The organism is Intestinimonas sp. MSJ-38, from assembly GCF_018917925.1.
Lineage (GTDB): Bacteria > Bacillota > Clostridia > Oscillospirales > Butyricicoccaceae > Pseudobutyricicoccus.
Genome location: NZ_JAHLPO010000022.1, coordinates 1 through 17,079 on the forward strand (window position 1 = coordinate 1; position 17,079 = coordinate 17,079).

The 17,079-nt window shown below is 57.8% G+C and carries 16 protein-coding genes; all 16 read right to left on the reverse strand.

Annotated features, from left to right (window positions below; all coding sequences use genetic code 11):
* Positions 1–53 precede the first annotated feature (53 nt).
* Positions 54–725 (reverse strand): type IV secretory system conjugative DNA transfer family protein, encoded by a 672-nt coding sequence (locus tag KQI26_RS11880; protein WP_216504591.1) that lies wholly within the window; start codon positions 723–725, stop codon positions 54–56.
* A gap of 174 nt (positions 726–899) precedes the next feature.
* Positions 900–4,160, reverse strand: a complete 3,261-nt coding sequence (locus tag KQI26_RS11885) for an S-layer homology domain-containing protein (protein ID WP_216504592.1) — start codon at positions 4,158–4,160, stop codon at positions 900–902.
* A 329-nt stretch (positions 4,161–4,489) separates the two neighbouring features.
* On the reverse strand, positions 4,490–5,308 hold the full coding sequence (locus KQI26_RS11890) for a hypothetical protein (protein WP_216504593.1): 819 nt from the start codon (positions 5,306–5,308) through the stop codon (positions 4,490–4,492).
* 72 nt (positions 5,309–5,380) lie between these two features.
* Positions 5,381–5,956, reverse strand: a complete 576-nt coding sequence (locus tag KQI26_RS11895) for a DUF3801 domain-containing protein (protein ID WP_216504594.1) — start codon at positions 5,954–5,956, stop codon at positions 5,381–5,383.
* Positions 5,931–7,265, reverse strand: coding sequence for a relaxase/mobilization nuclease domain-containing protein (locus tag KQI26_RS11900; protein ID WP_216504595.1), 1,335 nt, complete (start codon positions 7,263–7,265; stop codon positions 5,931–5,933). The genes KQI26_RS11895 and KQI26_RS11900 overlap by 26 nt, the downstream gene beginning before the upstream one ends.
* The gene (locus KQI26_RS11905) at positions 7,265–7,573 is read right to left on the reverse strand and encodes a MobC family plasmid mobilization relaxosome protein (protein ID WP_216504596.1); all 309 of its coding nucleotides are present in this window, start codon (positions 7,571–7,573) and stop codon (positions 7,265–7,267) included. Before KQI26_RS11905 ends, KQI26_RS11900 begins: the two co-directional genes overlap by 1 nt.
* Before the next feature lie 156 nt (positions 7,574–7,729).
* Positions 7,730–8,317 (reverse strand): hypothetical protein, encoded by a 588-nt coding sequence (locus KQI26_RS11910; protein WP_216504597.1) that lies wholly within the window; start codon positions 8,315–8,317, stop codon positions 7,730–7,732.
* The gene (locus KQI26_RS11915; protein ID WP_216504598.1) at positions 8,304–8,669 is read right to left on the reverse strand and encodes an LPD28 domain-containing protein; all 366 of its coding nucleotides are present in this window, start codon (positions 8,667–8,669) and stop codon (positions 8,304–8,306) included. The genes KQI26_RS11910 and KQI26_RS11915 overlap by 14 nt, the downstream gene beginning before the upstream one ends.
* A gap of 12 nt (positions 8,670–8,681) precedes the next feature.
* Complete coding sequence (locus tag KQI26_RS11920) at positions 8,682–9,653, reverse strand: ArdC family protein (RefSeq protein WP_216504599.1); 972 nt, start codon at positions 9,651–9,653, stop codon at positions 8,682–8,684.
* Positions 9,650–10,063: a DUF3846 domain-containing protein gene (locus tag KQI26_RS11925; protein WP_216504600.1), complete on the reverse strand. Its 414-nt coding sequence runs from the start codon at positions 10,061–10,063 to the stop codon at positions 9,650–9,652. Before KQI26_RS11925 ends, KQI26_RS11920 begins: the two co-directional genes overlap by 4 nt.
* 65 nt (positions 10,064–10,128) lie before the next feature.
* The gene (locus KQI26_RS11930) at positions 10,129–12,123 is read right to left on the reverse strand and encodes a ParB N-terminal domain-containing protein (protein WP_216504601.1); all 1,995 of its coding nucleotides are present in this window, start codon (positions 12,121–12,123) and stop codon (positions 10,129–10,131) included.
* 93 nt (positions 12,124–12,216) lie between these two features.
* Entirely contained in the window at positions 12,217–13,173 is a 957-nt protein-coding gene (locus KQI26_RS11935; protein ID WP_216504602.1) for a DUF6017 domain-containing protein, read from the reverse strand.
* A 179-nt stretch (positions 13,174–13,352) separates the two neighbouring features.
* Entirely contained in the window at positions 13,353–14,915 is a 1,563-nt protein-coding gene (locus tag KQI26_RS11940; RefSeq protein ID WP_216504603.1) for a hypothetical protein, read from the reverse strand.
* Positions 14,916–15,134, reverse strand: coding sequence for a hypothetical protein (locus KQI26_RS11945; protein ID WP_118747854.1), 219 nt, complete (start codon positions 15,132–15,134; stop codon positions 14,916–14,918).
* Positions 15,135–15,146: 12 nt separating this feature from the next.
* A complete protein-coding gene (locus KQI26_RS11950) occupies positions 15,147–16,070 on the reverse strand; it encodes a hypothetical protein (RefSeq protein WP_216504604.1) in 924 nt (307 codons plus the stop codon).
* A 43-nt stretch (positions 16,071–16,113) separates the two neighbouring features.
* The gene (locus KQI26_RS11955) at positions 16,114–17,076 is read right to left on the reverse strand and encodes a DUF6273 domain-containing protein (RefSeq protein WP_216504605.1); all 963 of its coding nucleotides are present in this window, start codon (positions 17,074–17,076) and stop codon (positions 16,114–16,116) included.
* Between the last annotated feature and the right edge of the window lie 3 nt (positions 17,077–17,079).

Genomic DNA, 17,079 nt, shown 5'->3' on the forward strand with positions numbered 1-17,079 from the left:
GAGGGCAGGCGTTTCAGGGCGTTACCCCGTCATTCCACCTGTCGAGTTACCAGTTATCCAAACAACGGTATTTTGTTGTTTGTCCGCTGACTTTTTACCGCCAGCGAACGAGTCGCACTTTCCCAGAAAGGATCTGAGTTGTGAGAGTTTTTAGGCGTGGTGTTTTTGATGAAGTTGTCGATCAGTCGAAATACATCCGCATCTCTGCGAATGTATCGGAACGGATTGTAGTGATCAGACCTTGCCGGATCGATCAGGTCGAAAATACGCACCTCATAGCCCTTGCGGAGCAGCAGCGGGACGGCGGCGCGTGCCACCTCGCCCTTTGGGTCGGTGACGATATAGCTGGTGTTGGCGAGGTAAATGTTCGGCTTGATAACAAAGCGTGTTTTGCCGGAGCCGGAGCCGCCGACGATTACCTGAAGCAGATTGCGCCGATGCTTGCGGCCATCCAGACCCATTTGCAGATGCTTCGTCAGGATGACATTGTTCTCCGGCCGTTTATCCCGGTATTTCCGGTCCAGCGCACGGACGCTGCCCCAGCGGGCAGAGCCATGCTCCTCGCCGGGGCGCTTATTCTGGCGGGTGGACGCATACAGGCATATCCCGCACAGATACAGCAGCATGGCGCCCAGCATGAATTTTGGCGTGTATTCTGTCCAGCGGACAGAGAACGGACGCTCCATCGACTCAGCAAACCGCCCCATAAAGTCGATCAGGTTCATTCCGTCCTCGTAGGCTCCAGCGGCCAGAGCGCCTAACCAAAGGATCACGACCGAAAAAACTGCCCATACCGGTAAAGCGCTGCGCCAATCATGATTCTGTCTCCTATTGATCCCTCCTTAAAACCGGAAATGCGTCCCAACTTGGGACGCATTTCCGAAAGAACCCTGCGTGATTTACTTGCTCCAGCTTTCGCTCTCGCCCAGCACAGCGGTGTGCGCGTTGGCGGCTTCCATAACGGCGTAATACGCCCAATGCTTGCGGCTGACATCCGGGAAGGTGTTGAGCCTGCGGAGGTTGTCCGCGATGTAGTCCTCATCCGCCTCGCGTCCCAGCAGGCGGTTGACGATGGTGACAACTTCGGCGCGGTTGATCTCGCGGTCTGCGTGGAACGAGCCGTCCCCATAGCCGTTGATCCAGCCGTGGAGCGCCGCGTACTTGATGTACTCCGCCGCCCAATAGCCGGAAGAAACATCGTTGAAGCCGCCAAACTGCTCCATGATCTCCGCATCACCGCTGCCGTACACATCAAAGAAGCGGACCGCCATTGTGGTGAACTCGGCGCGGGTGATGGCGTCATTCGGCGCAAAGACGGTCTTGCTCTTGCCGTAGGTGACACCGTTGTTCGCAAGGTACTTCACATAGCCGGAGTACCATGCGTGAGCCGGAATGTCCGTGAACTTGGTATTTGCAGCCGTGGAGATGGTATCGCCGTTTTTCTCCGCAAGCAGTCTTGCGAAGATCGCAGCAGCTTCCGCGCGAGTCATGCTGCGGCTGGGGCCGAAGGTGCCGTCCGTGTAGCCGACGATATAAACACCGTGGCGCTCGGTCTGCTCCACTGCGGGTACGGTCAGCTCACCGTTCTTATCCGTCTTGCCCTTTTCCGTTTGGTTCAAATCGCCCTTGACCGTAACATTTTTGCCCTGCTGGGGAGATTTTTTGTGGTCGGTCACGATGACCGTCACCTGATGCTTGGCGTCCAGATCCGTGCCGTCCGGCAGCTTGACCGTAATATTGCCGGTCTTGCCGATGGACACCTCGCAGCCGGAGATGGGACGCTTCGTGTCCGTGCGGATGACCTTGACGGTCAGCGTCCAGCGTTCGCCGTCCGCGTCCTCGTAGCCGATGGTCGTTTTACCGTCCTCACCCGTCATGCCGCTTCCGGTGGGGACGGTGATCTGACCAGCCTTATCCGTCTTGCCGGAGGCATAGTTGTCATTCTTGTCTGTAACGGCAATGCTCATCTCCGGCACAGCGCTCTTGTCTTTGACAAGCTGCACCGTCACGGTCGTCTGATCGGCGTAGTCCAGCAGGCGGCTGTTCGGCAAGCGGAGGGAGATGGCGTTATCCTTGTGGAGCGCGACGGTGGCGTTCGCCACGGGATTTTTGGTGTCGGTATCCGTGACGGTCACAAGGTAGCCGCCTACAACGGCTTCGCCCTTGCTGTCCGTGGTGCCGCTGTTATAAATTTTCTCGATCTCTGCTGTTTCCAGCTTCTCGCCGCAGTTCTCGCACTCCTTGTGCTTGCTACCCTCGGAATCGGTAGTCGGCTCCTTGTCGATGATCCAATCGCCGGGTTTATGACCGACAGGCTCGGTGTAATCGGTCTTGGTAGTATCGCCGCAGCGGGTGCAAGTATTGGTGGTGTAGCCCATCTCCGTGCAAGTGGGGGCGGTCACTTCGGACTTGTAATCGTGCCCCAGCGCGTTTTTCAGCACCGCGCCGCACTTGGTGCAGAGCTGCGGCTGGGTGCAGGTGGCGGCATCGCCGGGGACATGACCTGCTGCGTCATTGCCCTCGATGCGGTGATAGCCGCAGCGCGTGCAGCGGTATTCCATCACGCCCTCGCCGGTGCAGGTGGCGTTGGTGACAAGGGTGCCCTTATCCCAGCTATGACCCAGGGAGTCCGTATAGTCTGTGACAAAGGAACTGCCGCAGCCGTCGCAGCGATGGATGGTCTTGCCGCCGTTTTCGCAGGTAGCGGCAATGACATGAGATTCGTAATTATGGGGCAGCACAGAGGTGATGTCCTCGATGTGACGATCTCCGCAGACGGAACACTCGCGGACGGTGTAGCCGGGACTGGTGCAGGTGGCAGCCACGGTGTAGGTCTCATAGGTATGCTCACCCTTGGGGGTGGCAGTCTGCTTCATCTGGCCGCAGCGGGAACACAATTCCAGAAGCTTGCCGTCCGTTTCGCAGGTGGCGTCACGGATGACGATGCTCTGCCAGGCGTGACCGAGGGAGTCCACATAGTCGCGCTTTTCGATCTTGCCGCAGTCCGTGCAGAGATAGCGGTCATAGCCGAGGGAGGTGCAGCCTGCCTTCACGCTGTCCAGCAGGGTGAAATGATGCGCCTTGCCGCAGCCCTTGTCCGTGCAGCAGTTGCCGCCGCAGTTCTTGTCTTGGTAGCCGCAGTTGGGATCGCCGCAGCCGCAGGCACAGGAGCCATCATCCTTGGCGGTTTCATCCCGCAGCCAGACCTTCGCTACGCCATTCTCGGTCATTTCCTTGCCCTTGTAGGTGTAGGTGATCTCATAGTAGATCATGTATTGACCTTCCTCTGTGTAGTTGGGCGCGGAGGTCATGGTGCAGGAGTCAGCGGAATTGCCGTAGCGGATAGAGGTGCGGACACCGGATTCGGAGAGGTCGCTGACCGTGATGGTGTGGGGCTTGCCGTCCACCACGCCGTAATAGTCCGCGATGACCGCCTTGGCCGCCGTGTAGTCATAGCGGGCGTAATCGCACAGGCTGCATTTCTCCACCGTTGCGAAGCGGCCGTTTGCGGGCTGGGGCAGGACTTCCGTCACCATATTGTGACGCTCCAGCTTGGAACTTGTGTCATAGATCGTACCGTAACAGAAGCAGCAGTAAGAGCCGCCTTTGGTCGTGATGGTGTGGTAGGTAGCGTCCGTGTATTCGTAGGAAACGGTCTTGTCCAGTTCCTCCATGAACTCCGGCGCACAGTCGTAGAGGTTGTACACATTGCGGCCAAAGCCGTAGCCGTTGATACTGCCGTTGCTGTTCATGGTGCCGCAGGTGTCGCACATCGCCTTTGTCCAGTGATAACCGGTGTAGTAGGCGTTTTGTCCGGGCGTGCCGTCCAAAATGCTGCCCTTTCCTTCGCCGCCGACCATCGTGCCGTCTGAATAAAGCACATTGCGGGTCAGCGCCGTTTTACCGTCCCGCGTATATTCCGGGACACGCCATGCGGTGAACGAAGTTTGCTTATTGCAAACGCCGCAGTTGAAGGTTTCATGCGTCACCACAGCGTTGACATCCAGTTCGTTCGTGCGGTTGCTGGCGGTGAGCCAGTGCTCGGCGGGGTCATGGTAGCTGTTCTGCTGCGCGGCAAAGGCGGTGGGGAGCATCCCCACACACATGACCAGCGTCAGCAGAAGCGCGATGATTCTTTTCCCGTTTTTCTGTTTCGTCATAGATTTCCTCCTTGATTTTGTTTGATATATGAGAAATGCGTCCCAAGTTGGGACGCATTTCAGCGCAGGTCGAGGGGCTGCACTGCGCTTCCGGTCTGCGCAGCGTTCCCCAGTATGGCAAAAGCCTGCGTCAGCAGGCTTTTGGGGTGTCATCCCCTTGATCACCGATATTTCGCAGAGCCGGTTTCTGTCAAGGTCCGGCCAGTCCGCAGGCTGGTCGGCTCGCGGCGATTGCGTAAGCAATCGTCCGGCCTTGACGGAAATCGGACTGCGGAATACCCTCCCCGCGGGGAATGACACCGCCCGATTTCTATGCTGTTTCCCGTAGTTTATCGGGCATAGGAGTTTCGCTTTTGTGCCGCGCTGCGCGTGTGCTGCTGCGGCGAAACTGCCTGTTCAATGGAACCGCCGATCTTCTTGCTCATTTCCTGAATGCTGTCGAGAGCCTGCCGCACTTCCTGCGGTGACCATCCGTTATATGCTTCGGCAAGGGCAGCGAGATTGGGCAATTCACATTCGACGCCAAAGCGACGGCACAGCAAAAAGGAAACGCTCTGCGCGTCGATGCTGCATTCGGCACGGTTGTAAAATTGATTGCGGCCTTTGCTGTGAAAACGGCTGTGCGCCACCTCTGCGGCGATGGCGGCAAAGGCTTCCGTATCGGTACTGGCCGGATTGATATACAATTCCATACTCTGCTCATCATAATAGGCAGGGGCATCCATTGCTTCGTCCGCTTTTACCGGCACTGCCGCGTAATTGAGCAGCGTGGCGAGCGCCCGTTCCATTTCCGGTGTCCCATCCTGAAGCTGGATGGACTTGGGTTCTTTGCCATAGGTCTGACTGATGTCATAGACCTCAGTCACGATGAAGCCCTTGCCAAAAGAGCCGCGGCTGAAGATCTGCACGCCATTCCGACGCTCCGCGTCTGATACGCTGCGGCCCTCCAGCCGCCATTTTTCCTTTGTGCCAAAGGTCGTGATACCGGGATTCTGCGTCATAGCAAGGATCACATTGCCGGGACTGTACAGCGGATTATCTCCCTGCACCTCCAGATAACGGGCGTAATGCTCCGGACTTTCTGCGATCTGAGCAATGGCGGCGTCCTGCATGGCGGAGAGGTTCTCCCGGTCTGCCTGCCGTTCCATTTTCCACTGCTCGTCATTTTGCGCCTTCCGGCTGATCAGGTCTGCAAGATTTGCGATAATGATTCCTCCTTTTCATCGTGTCAATTCTCTGTGCTTTACAGGTGCGCTTTTCTTCATCCCGTCCAATGCCGCTTGGTGGGCGGCGAGTCTTGCTTTGACGGATGACCGTTCATTTGTCATCGGCGTTTTCGAGCCATTCCCGTGCTCTGGCGAGGATCTCTCTTGTGGAGCACGGGACGGCTCTTTTTTTAGAGCGGGTTCCTCCGTGCTCTTTTCGGGAAGCGGGTATCCGAGCTCCTGATATACGGCGTTCAGCTTTGCCGCATAGTTCTGATTGGAGATCACATAGGCAAGTCCGTCACTGTTGCCGTCTTTCTGCGCAATGCAATACAGCACGCCGAACTCCTTTGCCAGCGTTCGGAATCTCGGAATATCCTCTATTTTGATTTGCAGCATTTCAGCGGGGACGCCTTCCCGCTGGAGCCGGTCTGCGCTGGTCTGCCCCTTGACCTTATAATTGGCGCGGGCAAGGGCAAGAAGCAGCGCGGCTACATTTTTAAGACCGGTCGCCGCCAGCTTGATGGCAGTCTCGCTTGCCTGGATCCCTTCCCGTGCGACCAGATCAGCGGCTTCGCCACTTACATCCATGATCGTTGGCCTCCTTTTCCTGTGTTGTCTGTTGTTTCTGCTGCTCTGCGCGGAGCGCTTCCATCTGCGCTTGGATACGGGGACTGTCCTCAGCGATTTTCCGGCAGTTCCACAGATCCCGCCGAAGCAGGCGCATCCGCGCGTTGATGTCTGCTATCTCATGCTCTGCATCGCCTCCTTTCCGCTTTTCACGATACAGTTCCTTGCGCTGAACGATCAGTGCGTCGATCTCGTTTTTCAGTGCTTCGGTTTTCTCGGTCAGCTGACCGGCATCCTCGATATGGTTCTGCCGGATGAATCGGAATTGCCGCTGGTAGCGGTGCAGCTTCGTGACCTCCTGCCGCACCGCAAACGGGACTGACACGCGCTTCTTGTATGGCCTGCGGACGCCCAGCAAATACAGGTAGCGCACATACAGCGCCGCAAAGCCTTTCAGCTTTTTGCGCGGACGGGCCGGCGCCTTGCCGATAACGACATATCGTTTCCTTCGCGCCGGGGCGCGTGAGAGGGGTTCCTTTCTCTGCCCGGTGCGGATGTCAGAGAGCCGTTCCTTGATCTCATCCTCAGAATAACCACTGCCCAGACTGGATAAGCGGATAAAGCGTGTTCCGCCGGGCGGCTTCAGGGCGATGTGCTTCACATTGCCGCGCTTCACCTCATAGCCGATGCGCTCCAGTTCCGCCCAGAAGGTTTTCATGGTGAAAGCTGCTCCGATGGCACTGTCGATGTCCCTCCGTATCAGGTTACGAATAGTCGGCTTTCCGGTCTGTTCCGCATTCCATTCCGCATAATGCTTTCCGCCTGTGTCCGTTTGGATAACCGATAGACCATGCGCCGCACTGACCTCATTGGAGATGCCGCGAATATCGCCATAATAATCCCGAAGCTGATTGCGGTATTTGCGTCCATCTACAAAACTCACAGAGTTAAAGAGGATGTGACAATGCAGGTGCTCCCGGTCTATGTGTGTTGCGACGACCGCCTCGTATCGCTCTCCCAGCAATCGGCGGGCAAATTCCATGCCGATGGCATGAGCCTGTTCCGGCGTGACCTCGCCGGGCGCGTAGGAATGGATGAGGTGGTATCCGAGGACGCCGCCGCATTTTCCCCAGCGCCGTTTCGTCGCCTGCATTTCCGCATAGGCGGTCTGGGAATCGCAGTTGATGCCGTCCACCAGTACACCTATGGTTTTTTCCTCGTCGGAGATGTAGTCCAGCACCATAGACAGGTCAGTTTTCTCCGGGTTCTGCACATAGTCCATGCAGTGATCCAGCCTCGATGTGACAGGGATGATCTTGTCATACGCCATCACAGCGACTCCTTGATCTTCTGATGCGCCTTGCGCAGAAGTGCGATCGCCTGTTGCAGCTCCGGCTCGGATATGCTTTTGCGGGCATTCGCCCAATAAGCGATCTGATTGGCGTTATTGCCGATCGCCGATAGTTCACGCAGGAGCGCCGCATAGGTATCCGGTGGACGCGGGCGAAGATTTTCCGCCATGATGAGTTTGCGAAGATATGTGTTGGCGTTCAGTCCAGTGACGCGGCACTGCTGCTTCAGATGGGCGTGCTCGGCATCACTGAGCCACAGACCAACACAGTTGTGGCGTGTCCGCATGGCATCTTCCTTTCCTTGATCGGTATAATAATGTGTCCCAAGTCGGGACGCATTTCAAAACGGGGTATTAGGGGACACCCTAACAAGTGGCGTTTGTGGCACAAATGCCGTACTTGCTGCTCCAACACCGCCAAAGGCGGCGTTGGAGGGGCGCCTCTACCGGGTGTGCGTTTTCAGCGGTTTTCCCGGAGTCTTTTTCCCTTTGCCTGCCTGACAGCGATGCTCCAGCAGGATGGCGGCGGTCAGCTCCGCTTCGCTTTTCGGCAGAAACCGGATGTACTCCGGTGCCGGGTCGTGATGTGTTTCCTGCGGCCATCTTGAAAACGGAACGCTCTCGGCATGACCGTCCGCAAAATGTAGTTCCACCGCTTCGATGGGCATAGCGGACCGCTGTATCCGGGCAAGCTGCCCGGCATAGTCCAGCGGATATACCTTGCCGCAGACCGCTGTGCCGTCGTGCGATATGCCGGTCACGACGATGCGGTAAGCGCGTATCTTTTCCGCTTCATATCCATAATACATCCAGATGCTATGCTCGCTGCTGCCTTGCAGAAAGACATTCCGCTCCTTGACGCACCAAGTGCCGTTGGGGCGGCTCATCCAGTAAAAGGACTTATCCTCTATATTGGGTTTCTTCGCCGCATGGAACAGACGCCTGATGTCATATTGCAGATCCTCCGCGTAGTGCTTCGTGTTCTCTGAAACGATCTCAGAGAGGAATGCGGCAAGGTCAGTCTTTTCCATACCGCACCGCCTGTTCCGGCTCAAAGTACGGAGACAGATACTTTTCTTCAAATTCGGCAGGCGTATAGCTGCCCTCCCCAATGTCCGAGCGGAAATCCCCGAAGAAGATGGGACGCCTGCCATCCGGCGTCAGGTCGATGGGGAACAGCGAAAGCACCGTGCCGTAGAACTCCTGCTCCGCATGGTCGGTCAGGATGAACGGCTCGACCTCACCAAGCTGCGCCTGCATCTCATAGCAGAAAAGCTGCAAGTGCAGGGTATCGCGGCTGATCCGCTTCGGTGTGAACAGGGCGGGGATGCCGAAGATCTCGACCTCCTCCATACGGGTGATCGCTGCGTTGATCTTGTTCATAGGCTTTGCCTCCTATCGTTGTTTTCTTTCTGGTCTTGATTTTTCTTCTGTGATTGGCTCCGGCGGGAGCAGCTCCGGGCAGCGGCTTTCGATGCCGTCAATGAGTCCGGCCGCGGTGCTGCGGATGCACTCCAGCGCGGACCGCAGTTCCGGTAGCTCACGGTCCTTGCTCCAACCGGCGATATAGCCGAAGGAATACTCCGCCGTGTCGATCCCGAAATGCCGGCACACCACATACGCTATGCTCTCCGCTTCGACTTCGCGAGTGTGTCGGTCCTTTTTCACGGTTTCTGTGATCTCTCCGTTTTCGACTGTGGCGGCATGGAGCATGGAGTGCGCCGTTTCATGGATCAGCGTTTTTAGCGTTTGTGTTTGGCTCATATCCGGTCTGATGTAGATGCACTGCTCCAAATGGCTGTAGCAGCCTTTGGATACGCCCTGCAAAATGGCAGCGTCATATCGAACAGGGACCGGCGCAAGGGCGGTGACTGCGACGATGATGCGGTCATACTGCGCAACATCGCCGGTCAGTTCCCGAATACCGAGCGTCGGCAACTCCTTGCCCTCGGTCTGGCTGATGTCAAAGACGGTAACAGGGCGGAACGCCTGCTTATGGACCAGCACCGTTTCCCTGACCGGTGCACCGGACGCATCCAGGACAGGCCGCTTGCTATACGGGTCGATCTTTTCGGTCTCGACCATGCGGGTGTACGGACAGGGTGCTAAAATACGGATGCCCCTCTCGCCCTTTTTCACGGTGCGGCCAAAGTTCTTCTTCCAGGCGTGAAACCCGGCCACGCAGGACGCGGAGGGGCATTGCATGGCGATGAGCAGCACATTTCCAAAGCTGTACCGATGGAATTTGGACATTGTTTTCAGATAAGCCAGATAGCGGTCGCTCGTGAACACCTCCCGGACCCCGGCTTCCAGCTGATCGGTCAGCTCCTTGAGCCGTTCTGCCGCTGTGGGATAGTCTTTTTTCATCGGTCTTTGCCGGGCGGCGTATGACGCTCCTGCTGTTTGGGCGGCTTCTCTTTGGGGAGCGCCGGGACTTTGAGCGTGATGGGTGTATTGTCATGGACGCCGACCAGTATCTCCGCAAATCGAAATTTCTCCTTGTAGGTCCTGACCTGCTCCGGCGTCAGTGAGCCGAAGTCATCCTCGGTCAAGCCGCATACGAAGAATGTGCCGAAGATGCCGCCGTAGCCATTTTCTACGCTGCGGTTGAATGGCATATCCAGCAAAATGCCCTCATCATTTGCGACCAGCGCGACCCGATCTTCATAGGGATAGATCGCGGTGATGAGACCGCCGACAACTTCCTGCATTTCCTCCAGACCGTTGATCTCTTTCTCATAGGGGACCGTGTTGGGTTCCACGATCAAAACATTCAATAGACTGCTCCTTTCTGGATTTTGATATGAAAAAAGCGCCCTTGACGGACGCTGACGACCTGTATTTACCGACTGTGCAGGGAATCCTTGAGTGCGGCTTTGGAGCGTTCCCGCTCTGCAATACGCTTTTGCTGATCCAGTGCGTCGAACACCTTGCGCTTGACCTCCGCAACGGTGGGCTGCCGGTCTCCAGGGAAATACTCCTTCAGTTCGCTACTGGTGAACACATACTTTTGCTCCGGCTCTGCCTTCGGCTTGACGATGGAAGCGATCTTTTTGGCGTCCACCGGGGCCGGCTTGGGCGACTCGCTGACCGGCTGCTTGAAAGTGGATGGCGTCTGCGCGGCTGTTGGGGTGAACGGTGCTTTCGGCGGCTCGGATCTCGCGGCTTTCTTTTCCGCTTCCTGCGCCGCCTTGCTGACCTCTTTCAGCTTCGTCGCCTGCGCCATAGAGGGGACGACCTCTTCCTTGCGCATAAAGTCCACGACCTCGCCCTGTTCCTCCGGCTTGAGGTAGGACAGCTCTACCGCCGTATTGAACGGCAGTTTTTTATCGTCCACCTGCTTTTTCAGTTCCGGCACCAGTGAGTCGATGCGGACAAGACGGTTGACCTGATTGCGGCTCATGCCCATGTCCTCTGCCACGATCTGATCGGTGCGCTTCTGCGGGGAGGTAAGCTGCTCCATCTTGGAGCGGCGGCCAGCCTTGCGCGCCAATGCCTCCATTTTCATCTTTGCCGCACGTGCCAGTTCCGAAGTGGGAATATCCTGCCGATGCAGATTACCATCCACCACTTCAATGCGGGCAGTATCGTCGTCCATCTGCACGATAACGACAGGGACAGGATAATTGAGCTGCATGGCAATGTCATGACGGCGATGACCGGACAGCAGTTCCAGACCGCCCTGTGCTCTGGGTCTTGCCTTGACCGGCTCATTGATGCCGTTCTGCTTGATGGAGTCATACAATTCCTTGTAGTCATCCACCTCGCGGTTGACCGTGAACGGATGCTCCAGGAAGTCATAAAAATACGCAGGGTGCAGGCGCATGGAAAACGCCTCGCCCTCTTTGGGGATGGGGAGGTCATGCAGCGCCTTATCATCCGGTTTCTCCAGCCGGTCTGAAAAGATCTGCGTGATCTTCACGCCTTTCGGCGGATCGACAGCGGAGAGGTTGGGATTTTTGATTGCTGTGGTCTTGGCAGGAGTGTCCGGCTTTTTCGGCTCGGTAGCAGGTACATTCTTGCTGTCTGCCGGTTTTGCCGGCGATTCCGGTTTCTTCACCTCAGTATCCGGGACGGCTTTGGCATCTGCGGGTTTTGCGGGAGTATCCGGCTTTTTCTGTTCCGCAGTCGGGATAGCTTTGCTGTCTGTAGGCTTTGCAGGAATATCCGGCTTTTTCTGTTCCGCAGTCGGGATAGCTTTGCTGTCTGTAGGCTTTGCAGGAATATCCGGCTTCTTAGGCTCGGTGGCAGGCGTAGTCTTGCTGTCTGCTGGTTTTGCCGGTGCTTCCGGTTTCTTTGCCTCGGCAGTCGGGACGGCTTTGGCATCTGCGGATTTTGCGGGAGTATCCGTTTTTTTCTGTTCCGCAGTCGGGGCAGCTTTGCTGTCCGCAGGCTTCACAGGAGTATCCGGCTTCTTAGGCTCGGTGGCAGGCGTAGTCTTGCTGTCTGCCGGTTTTGTCGGCGTCTCCGGTTTCTTCACCTCGGCAGTCGGGGTGGCTTTGACATCTGCGGCTTTTGCGGGAGTATCCGTTTTTTTCTGCTCCGTAGTCAGGGCAGCTTTGCTGTCCGCAGGCTTCGCAGGAGTATCCGGCTTCTTAGGCTCGGTGGCAGGCGTAGTCTTGCTGTCTGCCGGTTTTGTCGGCGTCTCCGGTTTCTTCACCTCAGCAGTCGGGGTGGCTTTGATGTCTGCGGCTTTTGCGGGGGCATCCGGCTTTTTCGACTCCGTAGCGGGGGCCGTCTTGCTGTCCGCAGGTTTTGCCGGTGCTTCCGGTTTCTTCGGTGCAGGGGCGGGTGGGACTTTGTTGTCGCTTACTTTCACATTAGGGTCATTTGGCATATTCACATCCTCCTTTTGGCTCCAAATGAGAAATGCGTCCCAACTTGGGACGCATTAGGTGCAGGCAATATTCACTTTTTTCACCCCCAGACGCTATTGCCCATATAGGTCATGCTGTACTTCTGCCTGAAAATGATGCCCAATCGTTGTGGGCGCATTGTACAGAGCTGTCAGCAGATACCCTCGGATGTTACGGATCTTTGTTGTAGTCGCTTTCATGCGGTCCAGCACATACTCGATATGCGACTGGTCCAGACGCCAGAAGCGAGCCTTGACGACCTCGGTCGATAACTCTTCTCCACCGATCCGCAAGGTGGGACGAGTGCTGCATAGAACATCCGTCATCAAATCCACGATCTCCTCCAACTCATCGATGCGATATTCCGTGCGAAGCGCATTGTACTCAATGCTTTCTTTGATCTCTTCTCTGCATTCGCGTCGATCTATCATATCCGGCACAGCTCGCTCTGATGGATGGATAGATGGGTAAAGATAACTCCTATCAGGATAGATTATATTATTATAATTAGGGTCGGTTTTTCCGATGTCTGCACTTCGGATTTCCCGACTTCTTGACTTCGGAAAATCCGAAGTCTGGACTTCTGGAAAGTCGAAGTCTTGACTGCGGTTTTCGGGAACTCTGGAAGAAACGGCGGCTTGTGGCTCCGGCTTTGACGGGATTGCAGTCGTTACAAACCGCTTGACATAGATGCGTGCCGGCTTGCCTTGTCCCTGCTTGACACGCTCGATCAGCCCGATACCTTTGCCGCAGTCCAGTTCGGCAAGCATTTTGATCGCTTTATCATGCCCGCAGTTCAGGTCACATTGGATCTCGCTCATAGCGTAGTAGATGAACACCTTGCCGTTTTCGTCATACCAGCCGTTTTTCGCGGAAAGTCCCATACGGTCCAGCATCAGCCCATACAGCAGCTTTGCATCCGTGGACAGTTTGCGGAACTGCGGACCGGTGACAAGCAGACGAGGGATGCGGTAATAGCTGAATTGCTCGGACTCGCCGCCGTAGAAATAGTCGAAAGTAATTTCGTTCATAGTTTGACCTCTTCCGGGCATAAGAAAACGCACTATCCGTAAAGATAGTGCGTTTTCTCCGTTTTTCGATTGTTTGTCATAAGAATAGTGCGGTGTACTGTCTATAAATCGTAGGTTATCGACGATTTTTTCCGCCCCTTATAACTGGTTAGCTTCGGAGCAAGACTTTTTTTATTGAATCATTTTTTCAAAGATGTTTCTGTCTCTGAACTCCTGGCTTTGCGGGCCTGGATGATATCCTCCAGCTTCTGCTTGGGAGCGGCGGCGTTCTCATCCAGAGCGGCCACATACTCCTCAAAGGTGATGACCCCCTTCTGGAACAGATTCTCCAGGGCCTGCTCCTGAGCATAGCGGGAATAGGGGCTGTTGGGGGACACATCGATGCGGATCTCCACCCGCAGCCGCCGCAGCTCCTCCCCGGAGAGGGCGTAGATCCCCCGGCTCAGCTCGGCGGGATAATAGGCCGCCCACAGCTCAAACCAGATGGAAGCCACATCCTCCACAAACTGGCGGAAATCGGCGATCTGCTCGTTGAGGGGCAGAGCCGCCTGGTCCCGCACGGCGATGATAGCGGCGCCGCTGGCCTTTTCCGGGTTGACCTGGCCCAGTGCGGCATCGCCTGCACCGGCCAGATCTCTTGTCTGCTGCACCAGCTCCTGGGCCAGGGCCTGGGCGTCGGGGGACATGGGCGCCGCCCCCAGATAGCTGACGATGTCGGTGACGGCATTGGCCTGCATATCCCGCACCTTGATGGCCGCCCCCACCTCTTCCAGGGCCTCCTTGTTCAGCACCTTGTCGGCGTTATAGACCAGCCGGGAAAAGGCGGTCATTTTGGCATTCATCAGGCGCCGGGCCAGCATTTTGTTGGTTTCGATCTGGTTGGGGATGAGGGGAGTGACCTCCCCATCCCCCCGGGACGAGCCACGGCGGCCCATCCAGCGGAAAGCGGCAATGGGATACAGGCTCAGCCCACGGCCGCCGCCATAAAGACGCACCGGCTTCTGGTAGAGCACATCCCGGGTGCCCCGGGTGCAGCAGACCACCCCGTCCTCATCCCGCCAGAAAGCCAGAAGAGTGGTGCACAGCTGTTCTTCCTCCCGGGTGTCACTGTGCTCCCATTCCTCTTCCCGCTCCTGCCGGTCCAGGGGGCCGTCGTCGGGGACGATGGACTGCACCTCTGCCTCCCCCAGGCCATACCGCCGGGCCGCCTTCCGCACCTCCCCCACCGTCTGGCGGCGGGCGATGAGCAAATAGGGCTGCTTCTGCACATCGGGGCAGGTTTCATCCCCCAGAAACAGGTCGCAGGTGTCCACCACCTGGGCCTGGCAGTCCCCGTCGTGGAAATAGAGATAGCTGTCTCCGGCGATGCAGGCGTTTTTCACCACTTCCCAGCACAGCTTGTCCATCTTGAGCCGCTCCCACTGGCGGGCGGCATAGGCGGTGAGCCTCTGGCAGATCGGGGCGGCCCCGGGCCCCAGAGCACCGGCGTGCTCCATGGGCGCATACTGGATGCTCATGGTGTTCATACAGACACTTGCCACCTTGTGCTCCACCACCGGCTGGATAAAGTTATAAAAAGGCAGTTCCTCCCCGCCGCTTTCCACGCCATACCACTGTTCCCCCCGGAAGAACCGGTGGGCCTTCTTGGTCTTTTCATAAAGGCCCCGCATCCGGTGGTGCTCATCCCCCCGGGTGTACCAGCGCCACAGAAGAGCCGCGGTCATTTTTTCGCTCTTTCTCATTTATTCCACCCTTTCCTGACGCCGGCCGGTGCCGTCATAGCGGTCGATGTTCCGCAGAATACGCCCCAGGCGTCCTTTTTCTTTTTCTTCGGGGGAGGGACTTCGTTCCAGCCGGCCCTCCCTTGCAAGGCGGCTGCCCTCCACCAGCCCCAGCCGGTAGCAGAACACCGCCCCCAGGGCGCCCAGCAGGACGCCCGCAAACAGCAATACAGTCACCATCATGCCACCCCCTTACTTTTGCAGCTGCTGCATCTGCCAGGCCCTGCGCATCTGGGCGATCTGGTCCTCGTTGAAGCCCAGGGAAATATAGCCGGAGAAGTCCCCGTACTGGGCCAGGATCTTGGCCGCCGCCAGCTGACGGTTGAAGGCGGCCTGCTGCTGATCGGCGGCCTCCTTCTGGGCCGCCAGCTGCTGCTCCCGGATCTGCTGCTGGTTTTTCCATTCCTGCTGGCTGTTCTCCCAGGCCTGCTGGTTCTGGGCGGCCTGCTGCCGGGCCCGTTTGTACTCCCACTTCTGCTGGCTCTCAAGGAAATCCGGATACCCCTGGGCCAGGCTCATCAGAATGTCCGCCTGGGTCTGGGCCGCCTGCAGCTCGCCCTGCTGATGCAGCTCATTGATCCGGTTGTTCAAGCCCTGTAATGCTTCCTGCCTTGCCAGCTCACCCTCCAGCACATTCCGCTGGTACTGGCTGCTCTGGCTGGCGGCGGTGCTTTCGGCGGCCCCCTGGCCGGTGATGCCCAGCTTGGCCATGGTCTCGGGCAAACTCTGCTTCTCCTTCATGTAGTTGATGTAGGTCTGTTTGGCCAGGGCGTCGTAGTCGGCCTGGATCTGGGGCCGCTGGGCTTCCAGCTGACCGGCCCCCTGCCGGGCCGCCAGGCGGTAGGCCTCGGCGGCGGCATTGGCCGCGTCCATGTACTGGCTGCGGATGGGGGCGTAGGCATTGGACAGATACTGGCTGCCGTCCACGCCGCCGCTATACCCATAGGCCGCCCGGATGCTCTCGGCCGCCTGATGGGCAGCGTCCATCCCGGCCCGGTCTCCGGCGGCGTTGGCCGCCTCCCAGGCGCTTTTGGCCGCCTGGATCTGCTGATAGGAGCTGGGGCTGCTTTGCTTGATATAGGCGTCGTCAAAACTGCCCAATTTCTGATATGCCATGGTATTCCTCCTTTTGTATCAATTGGTGTCAAGATGTTTTGTTTTACAGGGGTGCTTCCAGCAGATGCCCTTCCATATCCACCACGAAGGCATCCCCCGGCAGGGTGAAGGCCGGACGCATTCCGCAGGTGGTGATCGCCGTTTTGGATGCAAGTGTGCCGGCCGTGTCCACCGTCCAGAACTGGTTTGCACCCCGGGTGTCGGGAGAGCGGGTGGCCCACAGATAGGGCGCGCCCTGGAAATTGGAAATGCGCCATTCATCGGTCCGGAACAGATCCACAAGGGTGCCTTCGGTGCCCATTCCCTCTTCCCCGCCTCCCAGCTCGGTGGCCGAGAGCAGGAAAACCTGGCGCTGGAGATAGCCCGGGGCGTGCTCACCGCCGCCGGTATAGGGAATCTGACAGGTGGGGATCTTGGCGGAAACAGCGCTGTCCACCGTGGGGAGAAAGGCCCCCGACAGCCAGGAATCGGCCATGGAACCGTTGTATTCGTTCTGCATGGTGGAGGCGATGGCGCGGCGGCCGGCCACATCCCGGCGCAGCAGCAGGGTATTTCCCCCCGCCCGGTGGGGATAGCCCTGGTGGGCCACCACATACTCCTGCCATGCGCCATTCTCCTTGATGCGCACGATGTCCCCCACCTTCATCAGGATCAGCGGCTGGGTCTCCCGCACGATGCCGGTCACCTGGCAGTAGGAATTCTGATACACCCCGTCCTTGCTGCGGGCAAAGGCCCGGTAATAGTAGGCGGCCCCCGGAGTCAGGCCCTCGTCAGTGCAGCTGCTGCCCGGCCCTTCATAGATCACTTTCCCGTCGTATTCGTCCTTGGGGAACCGGTCATCCCGCCGCACCACCCGCAGGGCGGCATAGGCCGTGTCCTCGGGCACGGTGGTCCAGCTCAGGTCGATGGTGCCGATCCGGTTGGACACCGCTTTGAAGCCCAACGGCTGACCGGCCATGGTGCCGGTATAGGCGCCATTCCGCCGCAAAATCATACATTCTCCCATCTT